At 72.2% G+C, this 16,521-nt stretch carries 13 protein-coding genes and 1 tRNA gene; 12 read left to right on the forward strand and 2 right to left on the reverse strand.

Going from position 1 to position 16,521, the window contains the following annotated elements; all coding sequences use genetic code 11:
- Positions 1–201 precede the first annotated feature (201 nt).
- Together ACFW1A_RS11130 and ACFW1A_RS11135 are read left to right on the forward strand one after the other, a co-directional pair.
- A complete protein-coding gene (locus tag ACFW1A_RS11130) occupies positions 202–1,698 on the forward strand; it encodes an MFS transporter (protein WP_380407441.1) in 1,497 nt (498 codons plus the stop codon).
- A gap of 234 nt (positions 1,699–1,932) precedes the next feature.
- Positions 1,933–2,970, forward strand: a complete 1,038-nt coding sequence (locus ACFW1A_RS11135; protein WP_380407443.1) for a trypsin-like serine peptidase — start codon at positions 1,933–1,935, stop codon at positions 2,968–2,970.
- Between the two features lie 37 nt (positions 2,971–3,007).
- On the opposite strand, the gene ACFW1A_RS11140 is transcribed toward ACFW1A_RS11135, so the two are convergent.
- Together ACFW1A_RS11140 and ACFW1A_RS11145 are read right to left on the reverse strand one after the other, a co-directional pair.
- Positions 3,008–3,211: a hypothetical protein gene (locus ACFW1A_RS11140; RefSeq protein ID WP_380407445.1), complete on the reverse strand. Its 204-nt coding sequence runs from the start codon at positions 3,209–3,211 to the stop codon at positions 3,008–3,010.
- Positions 3,212–3,458: 247 nt separating this feature from the next.
- A tRNA-Arg gene (locus ACFW1A_RS11145) sits at positions 3,459–3,530 on the reverse strand.
- 137 nt (positions 3,531–3,667) lie between these two features.
- On the opposite strand from ACFW1A_RS11145, the gene ACFW1A_RS11150 reads away from it, so the two are divergent.
- The 10 genes from ACFW1A_RS11150 (at position 3,668) to prfA (ending at position 16,519) form a co-directional block, all read left to right on the forward strand.
- Entirely contained in the window at positions 3,668–4,081 is a 414-nt protein-coding gene (locus tag ACFW1A_RS11150; RefSeq protein ID WP_380407507.1) for a response regulator, read from the forward strand.
- 68 nt (positions 4,082–4,149) lie between these two features.
- Positions 4,150–5,805 (forward strand): arginine--tRNA ligase, encoded by a 1,656-nt coding sequence (argS, locus tag ACFW1A_RS11155; RefSeq protein ID WP_380407447.1) that lies wholly within the window; start codon positions 4,150–4,152, stop codon positions 5,803–5,805.
- Positions 5,806–5,884: 79 nt separating this feature from the next.
- A complete protein-coding gene (gene lysA, locus ACFW1A_RS11160; RefSeq protein ID WP_380407449.1) occupies positions 5,885–7,276 on the forward strand; it encodes a diaminopimelate decarboxylase in 1,392 nt (463 codons plus the stop codon).
- Positions 7,277–7,379: 103 nt separating this feature from the next.
- On the forward strand, positions 7,380–8,672 hold the full coding sequence (locus tag ACFW1A_RS11165; RefSeq protein ID WP_380407451.1) for a homoserine dehydrogenase: 1,293 nt from the start codon (positions 7,380–7,382) through the stop codon (positions 8,670–8,672).
- A gap of 6 nt (positions 8,673–8,678) precedes the next feature.
- Positions 8,679–9,779 (forward strand): threonine synthase, encoded by a 1,101-nt coding sequence (gene thrC, locus ACFW1A_RS11170; protein ID WP_380407453.1) that lies wholly within the window; start codon positions 8,679–8,681, stop codon positions 9,777–9,779.
- A gap of 343 nt (positions 9,780–10,122) precedes the next feature.
- Positions 10,123–11,040 (forward strand): homoserine kinase, encoded by a 918-nt coding sequence (thrB, locus tag ACFW1A_RS11175; RefSeq protein WP_380407455.1) that lies wholly within the window; start codon positions 10,123–10,125, stop codon positions 11,038–11,040.
- A gap of 613 nt (positions 11,041–11,653) precedes the next feature.
- Positions 11,654–13,714 (forward strand): transcription termination factor Rho, encoded by a 2,061-nt coding sequence (gene rho / locus ACFW1A_RS11180; protein ID WP_380407457.1) that lies wholly within the window; start codon positions 11,654–11,656, stop codon positions 13,712–13,714.
- A gap of 114 nt (positions 13,715–13,828) precedes the next feature.
- Positions 13,829–14,950: an LCP family protein gene (locus ACFW1A_RS11185; protein WP_380407459.1), complete on the forward strand. Its 1,122-nt coding sequence runs from the start codon at positions 13,829–13,831 to the stop codon at positions 14,948–14,950.
- A 136-nt stretch (positions 14,951–15,086) separates the two neighbouring features.
- Positions 15,087–15,308, forward strand: a complete 222-nt coding sequence (gene rpmE, locus ACFW1A_RS11190; RefSeq protein ID WP_380407461.1) for a 50S ribosomal protein L31 — start codon at positions 15,087–15,089, stop codon at positions 15,306–15,308.
- Between the two features lie 134 nt (positions 15,309–15,442).
- On the forward strand, positions 15,443–16,519 hold the full coding sequence (gene prfA, locus ACFW1A_RS11195; protein ID WP_380407463.1) for a peptide chain release factor 1: 1,077 nt from the start codon (positions 15,443–15,445) through the stop codon (positions 16,517–16,519).
- The last annotated feature ends 2 nt before the right edge of the window (positions 16,520–16,521 follow it).

A 16,521-nucleotide genomic window follows, 5' to 3' on the forward strand; every position in this document is an offset into this window, starting at 1 on the left:
GCCGGTGACCGCCGGCCCGGGTCCCCGCGGGGACCCGGGCCGGCGGTCACCGGCGCCCGGCCGGGTAAAGCTTGGACAAAATCATCGTGTTTGTCCCGGTTCGAACCTGTTTCTCCTTGCCCCGTCCGGCACCGCGAGCTTCGCTGGAGGGAAGTGCTGTCCGTGCACGCCGACGGCACCCCCGTCCGGAAGGCTCCTCCCGTGTCCGCACACCATGCGACGACCGACCCGGTGCCGGACCCCCGCCGCTGGCGGGCACTGGCCGTGATCGCCGTCGCCCAGCTGATGATCGTGCTCGACATCACGATCGTGAACATCGCCCTTCCCTCGGCCCAGCAGGACCTGGGCATCTCCACCGGCGACCGGCAGTGGGTGATCACCGCCTACACGCTGGCGTTCGGCGGACTGCTGCTGCTGGGCGGCCGGCTCGGCGACCTCTACGGCCGCAAGCGCACCTTCATGATCGGCCTGATCGGCTTCGCCGCCGCCTCCGCCCTGGGCGGCTTCGCGGTGACCGGCGGGATGCTCTTCTTCGCCCGCGCGCTGCAGGGCGCGTTCGGCGCGCTGCTGGCCCCCTCCGCGCTCGGACTGCTGTCCACCACCTTCACCGATCCGGGCGAGCGGGCCACCGCGTTCGGCATCTTCGGTGCCATCGCGGGCGGCGGCAGCGCGATCGGCTTCATCGCCGGCGGGCTGCTCACCCAGTACCTGGACTGGCGCTGGTGCCTGTTCGTCAACGTGCCGATCGCGCTGGCCGCGGCCAGCGGCGCCTACGCGCTGCTCAAGCGCGACCACATCGGGAAGGGCCGGCGGATCCCGCTGGACCTGCCCGGGGTGGGGTTCGGCTGCGGCGGCCTGCTGGCGATCGTCTACGGCACCTCGGAGGCCGAGTCGCGCGGCTGGAGCGACTGGCTGGTGCTGTCCTGCCTGGTCCTGGGCGCGCTGCTGCTGGTCGGCTTCGTGCTGGTGGAGCGGGTCTCCACCCACCCGCTGCTGCCGCTGCACATCGTCCGCGACCGCAACCGCGGCGGCGCCGCGCTGTCGGTGGGCCTGGCGGTGGTCGGGCTGTTCGGCCTGTTCCTCTTCCTGACCTACTACCTGCAGGAGGTCAAGGGGTTCTCGCCGGTGCTGACCGGGGTGGCGTTCCTGCCGATGACCGCGGCGATCATCTTCAGCGCCACCGGGGTCGCGGCCCGGCTGATGACCCGGGTCCCGACCCGGGCGCTGATCGTGCCGGGGCTGCTGCTGGGCGCCTCCGGGATGGCCTGGCTGACCCAGATGAAGGTGAGCAGCCCGTACGCCGCGATGGTGCTGCCGGCCGAGGTCCTGCTCGGCCTGGGCATGGGCCTGGTCTTCATGCCCTCGATGAGCCTGGCCACCCTGGGCGTCGCGCCGCGCGAGACCGGTGCGGCCGCGGCCACCATCAACTCGGCCCAGCAGGTGGGCGGCTCGATCGGCACCGCGCTGCTCAACACGATCGCGGCCACGGCCACCAGCGCCTACCTGGTCGGCAAGGACGCGAGCAGCAAGCTGGTCCGGGACACCGCCGCGGTGCACGGCTACAGCGTGGCCGCGGTGGTCGCCTTCGGCATCTTCCTGCTGGCCGCGGTGGTGGCCTTCACGATGGTCAACCACCGGCCGGCGACCGGTGCGGAGACGGGCGAGGGGGCCGAGGCCGGGCTGCGGGCCACGGTCTGAGGCCGGGTGGGGTGTGAGGCGTCCCTGACACCGTTCCCCTTCACCCCACCCGTGCGATCGGTCATCATGTTCACTCGGAGTTTCCCCCACCCGGTGGATTCTCACGGGGCTCTCAGTCGCGCGTCATGCGGTTACCAGGTGACCGGGTGATAGTCGATGGAGTCCGAGGCGCCTCACCCCGGTGCCGCGAGGGTGGTCGATCCCGACCAACGAGTGGGCAGGAGTCCGTGTCTGATGAGCAGTCAGCGACGCCGGCACCGCAAGCGGTTCGTCCTGCGCCCCACCCTGGCGGTGGCGCTGCTGGCGGTGGTGCTGGTCGGCGCGATAGCGGGAGTCAGCACGCTCACCTCGCGGGCCGTCGCCTCCAGCCGGCAGAGCGCGCAGGCCCGCCACGTGGCCAAGGACAGCAAGGGCGTCAAGCAGCACGCCGGCAGCCCCAGTCCGACCCCGAGCAGCGGCTCCGCCGCCGTGCCGAGCGACCCGCAGGCCGCCACCGACACCCCGGTGGCCCAGCTGCCGGCCGCCGAGCCCTCGCCCAGCGACTCCGGCTCCACCACGGCCGCCGCCGCCGACCCGGCCACGAGCTCCGCGCCCGCGCCGGCTCCCGCCGACACCCGGAGCACCCCCAGCACCGCCGCGGCGCCCGCCTCGGCGGAGGCCAACCGGGTCGGCGCGCTCTTCTCCGGCTCGGCCTCGGCCGGCAACCACTTCTGCACCGCCAGCGTGGTGCACAGTTCCGGCCGCAACCTGCTGCTGACCGCGGCGCACTGCGTGAGCAGCGCGAACGGGATCACCTTCGTCCCCGGCTACCGGGACGGGAAGACGCCGTTCGGCGTCTGGCAGGTCACCCAGGTCTTCGAGACCAACGGCTGGACCCAGGGCCAGGACCCGGACCAGGACTTCGCCTTCCTCCAGGTCGCGCCCAACTCGGCCGGCCAGCGGATCGAGGACGTGCTCGGCGGCAACACCCTGGGCACCAACGAGTCGTTCACCTCGACGGTGCGGCTCTACGGCTACCCGGACAGCGGCGAGCAGCCGCTGCTGTGCAGCAACGCCACCACCAAGCAGTCCGCCTACCAGCGGCGGATCGACTGCCCGTCGTACTCGGCCGGCACCAGCGGCGGGCCGTGGATCTCCGCCGACACCGGCCACGTGACCGGGGTGATCGGCGGCTACCAGCAGGGCGGCGACACGGACGACACCTCGTACACCGCCTACTTCGACTCCACCATCGCGAACCTCTACCAGAACGCGGTCTCCTCGGCCTCCTGACGGCCCGACAGCAGCCCAGGAGGCCGAGGAGCGGGGCTCACTCGCTCTCGAAGCCGCCCTCGGAGCCGCTCTGGTTGTCGTGCGACTCCATGACCTGGCCCTTGCCCGCCAGCACGGTGCCGCTGGTGTTGTGGTGCTTGCACCACCAGGCGCTGTGCGAGTGCGCGCTGGCGGTGCCGGCGGCACCCACGACGGCGAGGGAGGCGAGGGCGAAGCCGATCACGGCGGTGCGAATTCGCATATCTCTTCCATTTCTCCGACAGGCCGGGCAATTTAGCCCGATATGTCAGAGAGAATGCCTGAGCGGACCCGCCGGGCTCTGTCGCATACGTACTCTGTCACCCTGTTGGCTGCGGCATTTCGCTCGCAGGGGTGCTCGGAACGGCCTGCACCGAACAGACTTGTGGGCCCTGTTCGGGCGGCCGCGGCGGAACATGACGAAGGCCCAGATCGACTGATCTGGGCCTCGTACGGCACTTTCGGAAAAGTGCCCCCGGTAGGATTCGAACCTACGCACCCGCCTCCGGAGGGCGGTGCTCTATCCCCTGAGCTACGGGGGCCTGCCTGCCGCCGTGTTCGGCGACGTGGAGAACATTACCAGCTCCGGGTGCCGGTCCGTGCACGGGTTTCGCGGGCCAAGGTGGGCAAAGGCCGGACGGGACGGGGCGGCCGGGCCTACCCTCGTGGCGTGTCGGGTGTGTCCGGGCGGGTCCTCGTGGTGGACGACAGCGAGGTGATCCGCCAGCTGATCAGGGTCAACCTGGAGCTGGAGGGCTTCGAGGTGGTGACCGCCGCCGACGGTGCCGAGTGCCTGGAGGTGGTCCACCGGGTGCGCCCCGACGTGGTCACCCTGGACGTGATGATGCCCCGGCTCGACGGACTGCGCACGGCCGCCCGGTTGCGCGGGCAGCGGCAGACGGCCCAGCTGCCGATCGCCATCGTCAGCGCCTGCACTCCGGCGGACCTGGACCGCGGGGAGTCGGTGGGGGTGGACGGCTACCTGGCCAAGCCCTTCGACCCGGCCGATCTGGTCGCGCTGGTACGGCGGTTGATGGGGCTCAAGCGGGGCGAGGGGAGCGGGTTCACCTTCGGCGGCGGCGAGTTTCGCTGACAGCGAACAGCTATCCGACAGGTGGGCTCCGCGCGGGCGCACCCCGCCTCTCGCCTAGGCTTGGGCCCGTGACACCCGCAGAGCTCTCCCAGGCAGTCCAGGTCGCCGTGCGCACCGCCGTCGAGGCGGGCGAGCTGTCCGTCGACGTCCCCGAGCAGGTGACGGTCGAGCGACCGAAGAACCGCGACCACGGCGACTACGCCACCAACGTGGCGCTCCAGCTGGCGAAGGCGGCGGGCAAGCCGCCGCGCGCGGTCGCCGAGCTGCTGGCCGGCCGGCTGCTGGAGCTGCCCGGGGTCGCCAAGGTGGACATCGCCGGCCCCGGCTTCCTCAACATCACGCTGGACGCCGCCACCCAGGGCGAGCTGGCCCGCACCATCGTCGCCGCCGGCGCCGACTACGGCCGCAACGAGGCGCTCAAGGGCCTGCGGATCAACCTGGAGTTCGTCTCCGCCAACCCGACCGGCCCGATCCACATCGGCGGCGTGCGCTGGGCGGCCGTCGGCGACTCGCTGGCCCGGATCCTCAAGGCCACCGGCGCCGAGGTGTCCACCGAGTACTACCTGAACGACGCCGGCGTGCAGATCTCCAAGTTCGCCGCCTCGCTCAAGGCCGCCGCCAACAACCAGCCGGTCCCGGCCGACGGCTACGTGGGCGAGTACATCGTGGAGATCGCCAAGGCGATCACCGACGGTGTGCCGGGCATCCTCGACCTGCCGGAGGAGGAGCAGCTGCAGTCCTTCCGGACGCACGGCCTCGGCCTCATGGTGGCCGAGATCCAGCGGTCGATGGACGAGTTCGGCACCCACTTCGACACCTGGTTCTCCGAGCAGTCGCTGCACGACTCGGGCGCCGTCAGCAAGGCGATCGAGCGGCTGCGCGAGCAGGGCCACGTCTTCGACCTGGACGGTGCGATCTGGCTGCGCACCACCGACTTCGGCGACGACAAGGACCGGGTGCTGATCAAGGCCGACGGCGAGACCACCTACTTCGCCGCCGACGCCGCCTACTACCTGTCCAAGCGGGACCGCGGCGCCGAGGTCAGCGTCTACATGCTGGGCGCGGACCACCACGGCTACGTCAACCGCCTCAAGGCCATCGCGGCCTGCGCGGGCGACGACATGGACCGCAACATCGAGGTCAAGATCGGCCAGTTCGTCAAGATGCTGCGCGACGGTGAGGAGGTCCGCATGTCCAAGCGGGCCGGCAACATCATCACCATCGACGACGTGGTCGACTGGATCGGCGTGGACGCGGCCCGGTACACCCTGTCGCGCTCCTCGACGGACTCGACGATCACGCTGGACATCAACCTGCTGACCACGCAGAGCAACGAGAACCCGGTCTACTACGTCCAGTACGCGCACGCCCGGATGTGCTCGGTGGCCCGCAAGGCCGACGGCCTCGGCATCGACAAGGGCAGCGACTTCGTGCCGGGCCTGCTGGCCACCGAGTGGGAGTCCGACCTGCTGGGCCGGCTCGCGCTCTTCCCGGACGAGGTGGCCAAGGCCGGCCGGTTCCGCGAGCCGCACCACGTCGCGCGCTACCTGGAGAAGCTGGCGGGCACGTACCACCGGTTCTGGGAGAACTGCCAGATCCTGCCCAAGGGCGACGAGGAGCTGACGGACACCCACCGGGCCCGCCTCTGGCTGGTAGAGGCCACCCGCACGGTGCTGGCCAACGGCCTGGACCTGCTCGGCGTCTCCGCGCCCGAGCGGATGTAACCCCGCATCCTTCGCCGACGGGGGCGGTGACGGTCCGCCAGGACGGTCGCCGCCCCCACGCACAGGGAGACCACACGCGATGAGCCGCTCCGCCCACCCCGCAGGCCCCCGGCACGGCGACGTGCTGCCGGAGGGCCACTACGCCGCTCCGCCGGCCGACCTCAACGCGCTGGACCCGAAGGTCTGGTCGCGGACCGTGCGGCGCGGGCCGGACGGCGTGCTGACCGTCGCGGGCCTGTCGGCCACGGCACTGGCCGAGGAGTTCGGCACCCCGGCCTACGTGCTGGACGAGGCCGACTTCCGGGCCCGGGCCCGGGGGTGGCGGGAGGCCTTCGGGGCCGGCGCGGACGTGTACTACGCGGGCAAGGCGTTCCTCTGCAAGGCGGTGGTCCGCTGGCTGCACGACGAGGGCCTGGGCCTGGACGTCTGCAGCGCGGGGGAGTTGGCGGTGGCGCTGGCCGCCGGGATGCCGCCGGAGCGGATCGCGCTGCACGGCAACAACAAGTCCGCCGAGGAGCTGGAGCTGGCGGTCAAGGCCGGGGTGGGCCACATCGTCGTCGACTCCTACCAGGAGATCGAGCGGCTGGCCCGGACCGCCGAGGCACAGGGGGTGCGCCAGCCGGTGCTGCTCCGGGTGACCGTCGGGGTCGAGGCGCACACCCACGAGTTCATCGCCACCGCGCACGAGGACCAGAAGTTCGGCCTCTCGCTGGCCGGCGGCGCGGCGGCCGAGGCGGTGCGCCGCACCCTGGCCCGGCCGGCCCTGGAGCTGCGCGGCCTGCATTCGCACATCGGCTCGCAGATCTTCGACACGGCCGGCTTCGAGGTGGCGGCCCGCCGCCTGGTCGGCCTGCTGGCCGAGGTCCGGGACGAGCACGGGGTCGAGCTGCCGGAGCTCGACCTGGGCGGCGGCCTGGGCATCGCGTACACCAGCGAGGACGACCCGCGCGAGCCGGCCGAGATCGCCGTCTCGCTGGACGGGATCGTCCGGCGCGAGTGCGCCGCGGTGGGCCTGGCGGTGCCCCGGCTGAGCGTGGAGCCGGGCCGGGCGATCGTCGGCCCGACCGCCTTCACGCTCTACCGGGTGGGCACCGTCAAGCCGCTGGCGGGGCTGCGCACCTACGTCAGCGTGGACGGCGGGATGTCCGACAACATCCGCACCGCGCTGTACGACGCCGAGTACTCGGTGGCGCTGGCCTCCCGCACCAGCGAGGCCGAGCCGATGCTGGCGCGCGTGGTCGGCAAGCACTGCGAGTCGGGCGACATCGTGGTCAAGGACGCCTTCCTGCCGGCCGACCTGGCCCCGGACGACCTGCTCGCGGTGCCCGCCACCGGCGCCTACTGCCGCTCGATGGCGAGCAACTACAACCACGCGCTGCGGCCGCCGGTGGTGGTCGTGCACGAGGGTGCGGCGCGGGTCGTCGTGCGGCGGGAGACGGAGGAGGATCTCCTGCGGCTCGATATCGGATGACGAAAATTCTGTCTCAGAATTTGGAACAGCCGTAGATGTTTACCCATCGTCCCCGAAACTGGACGCCAAGACCGGAACTCGGATGCGAAATGAGCGGAGTCGGATGATGCGTACGCGCCCGCTGAAGGTGGCGTTGCTGGGCTGTGGTGTGGTGGGCTCCGAGGTGGCGCGCATCATGACGACGACGGCCGACGACCTCGCCGCCCGGATCGGAGCTCCGGTCGAGCTGGCCGGGATCGCGGTGCGCCGGGCCGGCCGCCCGCGCCCGGGCGTCCCCGAGCACCTGCTCACCACCGACGCGGAGGCCCTGGTCAACCGCGGCGACATCGACGTGGTGGTCGAGGTGGTCGGCGGGATCGAGCCCTCCAAGCACCTGATCCTCTCCGCCTTCAAACGGGGCGCCTCGGTGGTCAGCGCCAACAAGGCCCTGCTCGCCAAGGACGGCGCCGAGCTGCACACCGCCGCCGCCGAGGCCGGGGTGGACCTGTACTACGAGGCCGCGGTGGCCGGCGCGATCCCGCTGATCCGCCCGCTGCGCGAGTCGCTGGCCGGCGACCGGGTGAACCGGGTGCTGGGCATCGTCAACGGCACCACCAACTTCATCCTGGACAAGATGGACTCCACCGGCGCCGGCTACTCGGAGGCGCTGGAGGAGGCCACCGCGCTGGGCTACGCCGAGGCCGACCCGACCGCCGACGTGGAGGGCTTCGACGCCGCCGCCAAGGCCGCCATCCTGGCCGGCATCGCCTTCCACACCAAGGTCACCGCGGCCGACGTGTACCGCGAGGGGCTGACCGAGGTCACCGCCGCCGACATCGCCTCGGCGAAGGCGATGGGCTGCGTGGTCAAGCTGCTGGCGATCTGCGAGCGGGCCGCCGACGGCGCCTCGGTCACCGCCCGGGTGCACCCGGCGATGATCCCGCTCAGCCACCCGCTGGCCAGCGTCCGGGAGGCCTACAACGCGGTCTTCGTGGAGGCCGAGGCGGCCGGCCGGCTGATGTTCTACGGCCCCGGTGCCGGCGGCGCCCCGACCGCCTCCGCGGTGCTGGGCGACCTGGTCGCGGTCTGCCGCAACAAGCTGAACGGGGCCACCGGCCCGGGCCACTCGGTCTACACCCAGCTGCCGGCCAAGCCGATGGACGAGGTGGTGACCCGCTACCACGTGAGCCTGGACGTGGACGACCGGGCGGGCGTGCTCGCCCAGGTGGCCTCGGTCTTCGCCGAGCACGGCGTCTCCATCGACACCGTGCGCCAGCAGGGCCGCGACGGCGACGCCTCGCTCGTCGTGGTCACCCACCGGGCCACCGACGCCGCCCTGTCGGCGACCGTGGACAAGCTGCGCGCGCTGGACAGCGTGCGCGACGTGGCCAGCATCATGCGGGTCGAAGGGGAGTAATCAATCATGAACGGCGTTGTCGAGAGCGCGGCCAGAGTGTCCGGCCACACCCACCAGTGGCGCGGTCTGATCGAGGAGTACCGCGACCGCCTGCCGGTGACCGATGCCACGCCGGTGGTCACCCTGCTGGAGGGCGGCACTCCGCTGGTCCGCGCGCAGGTGCTCTCCGAGCGCACCGGGTGTGACGTCTATCTCAAGGTCGAGGGCGCCAACCCGACCGGGTCCTTCAAGGACCGCGGCATGACGCTGGCCATCTCCAAGGCCAAGGAGGCGGGCGCCCAGGCGGTGATCTGCGCCTCCACCGGCAACACCTCGGCCTCCGCGGCCGCCTACGCGGTGCGGGCCGGCATGGTCTGCGCCGTCCTGGTGCCGCAGGGCAAGATCGCGCTCGGCAAGATGGGCCAGGCGCTGGTGCACGGCTCGAAGATCCTCCAGGTGGACGGCAACTTCGACGACTGCCTCACGCTGGCCCGCGAACTGTCCGAGAACTACCCGGTGGCGCTGGTGAACTCGGTGAACCCGGTGCGCATCGAGGGGCAGAAGACGGCCGCGTTCGAGATCGTCGACATGCTCGGCGACGCCCCGGACATCCACGTCCTCCCGGTCGGCAACGCGGGCAACATCACCGCCTACTGGAAGGGCTACCAGGAGTACGCCAAGGACGGCCTGGCCACCCGCACGCCGCGGATGTGGGGCTTCCAGGCCTCCGGCTCGGCCCCGATCGTGGACGGCGCCCCGGTGCTCAAGCCGCAGACGATCGCCACCGCGATCCGGATCGGCAACCCCGCCTCCTGGGCCTTCGCGGAGGCCGCGCGGGACGAGTCGGGCGGCCTGATCGACAAGGTGACCGACCGTCAGATCCTTGCCGCCTACCGCCTGTTGGCCGCGCAGGAGGGCGTCTTCGTGGAGCCCGCCTCGGCCGCCAGCGTGGCCGGCCTGCTGGCCAAGGCGCAGGCCGGCCTGGTCGACCCGGGCCAGCGGATCGTCTGCACCGTGACCGGCAACGGCCTCAAGGACCCGGACTGGGCGGTGGCCGGCGCGCCGCAGCCGCACGTGGTCCCGGTCAGCGCCGAGGCCGCCGCCCAGCGGCTCGGCCTGCTGGACTGAGCCCGCGCCACCGGGCTCCTGACGCAGTGTCGGCACCGAGGTGTTGTCCCCGGATTCCGGGGTAACGCCTCGGTGTCGCTTTCGTTGTTCCCGGCGGTGCCCCGATTGCAAGGATTGAGCGGGGTGGCGCACATTCAGGCCATAACCTGCAACACGGTGGATCGAAGGGGAGCGGGGTGTACCGCTGTGGAACCTCTCTTCGATACGCTGAGCCCTGGCGGCGTGGCACATGCCAACTGCGTCAGGTCCCCCGACCCGCACCCCGAGTGGTGACACCCCCGCCCCCGTACCACCGCCGGCCCCCGACGACGGGCCTGCCTCATTCTCCAGGAGAGTCCACCGCATGGCCGGTCCTGCGTTCCGTGCCGCCGCCGTCCGGGTGCGTGTCCCCGCGACCAGCGCCAACCTGGGCCCCGGCTTCGACGCCTTCGGACTCGCCCTGGGCCTGTACGACGACATCGTGGTCAGGGTGGCCGACTCCGGCCTGTCGGTGGACATCGCCGGCGAGGGCGCCGAGTCGCTCGCCCGGGACGAGCGGCACCTGGTGGTCCGCTCGATGCGGGCCGCCTTCGACCGGCTCGGCGGACAGCCGCGCGGCCTGGAGGTGGTCTGCGCCAACCGGATACCGCACGGCCGCGGCCTGGGCTCCTCCTCGGCCGCGATCTGCGCCGGCATCGTGGCCGCCCGCGCGGTCACCATCGGCGGCGCCGGGGCCCTGGACGACGCCGCGCTGCTGGCCCTCGCCTCCGAGCTGGAGGGCCACCCCGACAACGTCGCCGCCTGCCTGTCCGGCGGCTTCACCATCGCCTGGACCGACGAGGACTCGGCCAAGGCGGTCCGCCTCGAACCCGCCGCCGAGGTGGTGCCGGTGGTGTTCGTCCCGGCCACCGAGGTGCTCACCGAGACCGCCCGCGGCCTGCTGCCCAAGACTGTGCCGCTGGCCGACGCGGCCGCCAACGCCGGCCGCTCCGCGCTGCTGGTGGAGGCGATCACCCGCCGCCCCGAACTGCTGCTGCCGGCCACCGAGGACCGGCTGCACCAGGACTACCGCGCCTCCGCGATGCCGGACAGCGCCGCGCTGGTCGCCGCGCTGCGCAGCGAGGGCGTACCGGCCGTCATCTCCGGCGCCGGGCCGACCGTCCTGGCCCTGACCGACGAGGCGGGTGCGGACAAGCTGCTGCACTTCGCCGGGGAGAACTTCGCAGCTCACCGGCTGCGGCTCGACCGTGACGGAGCAGGCGTCCGGCCGTTGGACGGGTGACTGCCGCCGTCGACGCGCCCGCGCGCTCCGGCGCGGGCGTTCGGCGCACGGTCGTGCGCCCGGCGGCGCCGGGCCGGCCGCGCGGGTGTGACGGACACGATTGGCAAGCACGAGGCTGGGGAATGTGTGAGGGGGTCGGTAGTGTTAATCTCAATGCTGCATCTGGCGCCCCACGGGGCCCGGTGCACCGCGTCCCCCTCCCCAGGACCCGATTCCACGGGCCCGAGGCGTTGTCGGGGACCACGATTCTCCGGGAGCCCGCCACAGCGCGTACGCAGCCTGCCTGCGCGATTGGGGCCGCATCCCGATGCCGTGCCGGATCCTGACCCCCACCCCCCGCAACCGGCCTGAGGCCAGCGGACGGGAGCGCGGGAGACCGTCACGCGACGGGGGTCCCGGGTTTCGCAGGCAGCGCGGTCGGCACGAGATCCGCCTGCCGTGCCATTTCGCTCCACCGTGCCTCGTGCACCGCACTTCGCACCTCTCCCACCACCCGCACCGCCGCGGTGGCGGGACCACCGCCTCCGACCTGTGCACCGCAGAGCGCAGGTCAGACAGCACAACCGGTCGCCGAGCCAGACAGGCCGACGTCCGCTCCAGGGAAGGACCCTTAGTGAGCGACACCACCGATCTGATGGGCGCGCGCCCGGACGCCGACGCGACGGACACGCCCGCCGCCCCCGCGGCGCCGGCCAAGCGCCGCCGTTCCGCTGCCGCAGGCCTTGACGGTCTGGTCCTGGCCGAGCTGCAGAAGCTCGCCTCGACGCTCGGCATCAGCGGCACCGGGCGGCTGCGCAAGAGCCAGCTCATCGACGCCATCAAGGAGAAGAGCGGCGGCGACCCGCTGCTCGCCTCCGCCGGGACCGCGCCCGCGGCTCCGGCCCGGGCCGCCAAGGAGGCCGCTCCGGCCGCCGAGAAGCCGGCCCGCCGCACCCGTGCGGCTGCTGCCGAGGCCCCGGCCAAGGCCGAGCCGGCCGAGTCGCCGGCCCAGATCGAGATCCCGGGCCAGAGCGCGGCCGAGGCCGCCGCTCCGGCGCGGGCCGAGCGCGGCCGCCGTCGGGCCACCGCCGCCGCCGGTACGCCGACCGCCCAGGAGGCCCCGGCCGCCACCGCGGTGGCCGAGGCCGCCGAGCCGGAGGCCGCGGCGCCGACCCGCACCGCCGAGCCGCGCACCTTCGAGGGCCGCGAGGACCAGCGCGAGGGCCGCCGCGACCGCCGTGACCGCCGCGACCGCCGCGAGGGCGGCGAGCGCACCGAGGCGGCCGACGGGGAGAGCGGCGAGCAGCGCGAGTCGCGCCGGGACCGCCGCAACCGCCGCGAGCGCGGCACCGACCGCCGCGAGGGCGGCCAGCAGCAGCCGGCGCAGCAGCAGCAGCAGCCCGCGGCGCAGCCCGCCGCGGCGCAGCAGCAGGGCGGCTTCGACGACGACGAGTTCGGCGACGGCCGGCGCGGTCGCCGCGGCCGCTACCGCGACCGCAACCGCCGCGGCCGCCGCGACGGCTTCGAGGGCACCATCGCCGAGCCGCAGGTCGGCGACGACGACGTGCTGATCCCGGTCGCGGGCATCCTCGACATCCTCGACAACTACGCCTTCGTGCGGACCTCCGGCTACCTGCCGGGCAACAACGACGTCTACGTCTCGCTGGCCCAGGTCCGCAAGAACGGCCTGCGCAAGGGCGACGCGATCACCGGTGCGGTGCGCCAGCCGCGCGACGGCGAGCGCCGCGAGAAGTTCAACGCCATGGTGCGGCTGGACTCGGTGAACGGGATGGACCCGGACAGCGGCCGCAACCGCCCCGAGTTCGGCAAGCTCACCCCGCTCTACCCGCAGGAGCGGCTGCGCCTGGAGACCGACCCGGGCGTGCTGACCACCCGGATCATCGACCTGGTGTCGCCGATCGGCAAGGGCCAGCGCGGTCTGATCGTCGCCCCGCCGAAGACCGGCAAGACGATGATCATGCAGGCGATCGCCAACGCGATCACCCGCAACAACCCCGAGTGCCACCTGATGGTCGTCCTGGTCGACGAGCGTCCGGAAGAGGTCACCGACATGCAGCGCTCGGTCAAGGGCGAGGTCATCTCCTCGACCTTCGACCGCCCGGCCGAGGACCACACCACGGTCGCGGAGCTGGCCATCGAGCGCGCCAAGCGCCTGGTGGAGCTGGGCCACGACGTGGTGATCCTGCTCGACTCGATCACCCGCCTGGGCCGCGCCTACAACCTGGCGGCGCCGGCCTCCGGCCGCATCCTGTCCGGTGGTGTCGACTCGACCGCGCTCTACCCGCCGAAGAAGTTCTTCGGCGCCGCGCGCAACATCGAGAACGGCGGCTCGCTGACCATCCTGGCCACCGCGCTGGTGGAGACCGGCTCCCGGGCCGACGAGGTGGTCTTCGAGGAGTTCAAGGGCACCGGCAACATGGAGCTGCGCCTGGACCGCAAGCTGGCGGACAAGCGCATCTTCCCGGCCGTCGACGTGGACGCCTCCAGCACCCGCAAGGAGGAGATCCTGCTCGGCTCCGAGGAGCTGGCGATCACCTGGAAGCTGCGCCGGGTGCTGCACGCGCTCGACTCGCAGCAGGCGATCGAGCTGCTGCTGGACAAGATGAAGCAGACCAAGTCGAACGGCGAGTTCCTGATGCAGATCGCCAAGACGACGCCGGGCTCGAACGACTGACGCACAGTCGACCGAGCAACGAGGGGGCCACCGCCGCGGTGGCCCCCTCGGGCGTTCCCGGGGTGCCGCAGCACCGTTACGTGAACCGGACATACGCTCGCATATCCTCAAAATATGTCCGAATCGCAGCAGCAGAGCGAGACCCCGCAGCCCGGTCGCCGGCACCGCAAGGTGCGCAGCCGCCGGGCCAAGGTGCTGCGGGTGGTGGCGTTCAGTACGGCGGGCCTGGTGCTGGCCGGGATCGGGACCGCGGGCTACGCCTACTGGCGGCTGAACGGCAACATCAAGAGCGTCGACATCGACTCGCAGCTGGGCACCGCGCGCCCCTCGGCCCCCTCCGACGGGTCCTTCAACGTGCTGGTGCTGGGCTCCGACTCGCGGTCCGGCGCCAACAGCAGCCTGGCCGGCGGGGACACCGGCAACACGGCCCGCTCGGACACCGCGATGGTGGTGCACGTGACCCAGGACCACCGCAGCGCCACCGTCGTCTCGATCCCGCGCGACACCCTGGTGAACCGCCCGGACTGCGCCGGCCCGAACGGCGCCACGGTGCCCGGGGTGCGGAACGCGATGTACAACAGCGCCTACGAGGTGGGCGGCGCGGCCTGCGCGGTGAAGACCACCGAGCAGCTCACCGGCCTGCGGATGAACCACTACATCGAGATCGACTTCGCCGGGTTCGCCGACTTCATCGACGCCATCGGCGGCGCCACCGTGACCACCACGGTCAACATCCACGACAAGGACAGCGGGCTGGACCTGCAGGCCGGCACCAGCCACCTGGACGGGCAGCAGGCGCTGGCCTTCGTGCGCACCCGGCACGGGGTCGGGGACGGCAGCGACCTGGGCCGGATCGAGCTGCAGAAGCAGATGGTGAAGTCGATCATCAAGCAGGTCGACTCGATCGGGCTGTTCGGCAACCCGGCCAAGCTCTTCTCGGTCGGCGACACCCTGACCAAGTCGATCACCACCGACACCGCGCTGGCCAACGTGCCCGCGCTGACCTCGCTGGGGGAGGAGCTCAAGGGCATCGGCACCGACCAGCTGACCATGGTCACGCTGCCGGTGGTGGCGGCGCCCAGCGACCCCAACCGGGTGGTGCCCAAGGCCCCGGAGGCCGGCCAGGTGTGGGACGCGCTGCGGGCCGACCAGCCGGTGCCCGGCGCGATCGTGAACAGCCAGCCGACCAACCCGGCGGACGCCGCGGCCACCGCGAGCGCCTCGCCGCGTCCCTGACCGGTCCGGAATATCCCCGGACCCGCCCCGGTTTGGGAAGAAGCGGGCAGTGCTGGCACACTGGTCCGTCGGTCCCGGTTCACGTGCGGTCCATCGATCGCCGACCCGGTGCCCTCCCGAAACCTAGGAGATCCCCTTGAAGCGCGACGTCCACCCCCAGTACGTGGTCACGAACGTGACCTGCACCTGCGGCGCCGAGTTCACCACTCGCTCCACCGAGACCTCCGGCGTCATCCGCGCCGAGGTGTGCTCGCAGTGCCACCCGTTCTACACCGGCAAGCAGAAGATCCTCGACACCGGTGGCCGCGTGGCCCGCTTCGAGGCCCGCTTCGGCAAGCAGCACAGCGCGAAGGCCTAGCGCTCCCGCGGCGCCGGTCCTCGGCGTCCCCGCAGCACTGCGGGGGCGTCCGGGCCGGCGCCGTTCGCGTCTGCGCCACCGCCCGCCGTTCTCCTCCGTCCTGACACCACTCACGGGAAAGTAGGCCGCCCCTCATGTTCGAGGCAGTCGAAGAGCTCCTCGTCGAGCACGCCGCCCTCGAAGAGCGGCTCGCCGACCCGTCGGTCCACGCGGACCAGTCCGTCGCCCGCAAGCTCTCCAAGCGCTACGCGGAGCTGACCCCGATCACCCGCACCTACCGGGCCTGGCGGCAGGCCGGCGAGGACATCGAGGCGGCGCGGGAGTTCGCCGCCGAGGACCCCGCCTTCCTGGCCGAGGCCAAGGCCGCCCAGGTGCGCCAGGACGAGCTCACCGAGGAGCTGCGGCTGCTGCTGGTGCCGCGCGACCCCAGTGACGACAAGGACGTGATCCTCGAGATCAAGGCCGGCGAGGGCGGCGAGGAGTCCGCGCTGTTCGCCGGCGACCTGCTGCGGATGTACCTGCGGTTCGCCGAGCGGGTGGGCTGGAAGACCGAGCTCATCGACTCCAACGAGTCGGACCTGGGCGGCTACAAGGACGTCTCGGTGGCCGTGAAGACCAAGGGCGCCGCCGAGCCCGGCCAGGGCGTCTGGGCCCGGCTGAAGTACGAGGGCGGCGTGCACCGGGTGCAGCGGGTGCCGGCGACCGAGTCGCAGGGCCGCATCCACACCTCGGCGGCGGGCGTGCTGGTCACCCCGGAGGCCGAGGAGGTCGAGGTCGAGGTGCACGCGAACGACCTGCGGATCGACGTCTACCGCTCCTCCGGCCCGGGCGGCCAGTCGGTCAACACCACCGACTCCGCGGTCCGGATCACCCACCTGCCGACCGGTATCGTGGCGTCCTGCCAGAACGAGAAGAGCCAGCTGCAGAACAAGGAGCAGGCCATGCGCATCCTGCGTTCGCGGCTGCTGGCCGCCGCGCAGGAGGCCGCCGAGCAGGAGGCCTCGGACGCCCGGCGCAGCCAGGTCCGCACGGTGGACCGCTCGGAGCGGATCCGCACCTACAACTTCCCGGAGAACCGGATCTCGGACCACCGCACCGGCTTCAAGGCGTACAACCTGGACCAGGTGCTCGACGGCGACCTGAACGCGCTGATCCAGTCGGCCGTCGACGCCGACGCGGCGGCGAAGCTCGCCGCGGCGCACGAGCAGTAACC

The sequence above is a fragment of the Kitasatospora sp. NPDC058965 genome (genome assembly GCF_042741245.1).
Lineage (GTDB): Bacteria > Actinomycetota > Actinomycetes > Streptomycetales > Streptomycetaceae > Kitasatospora.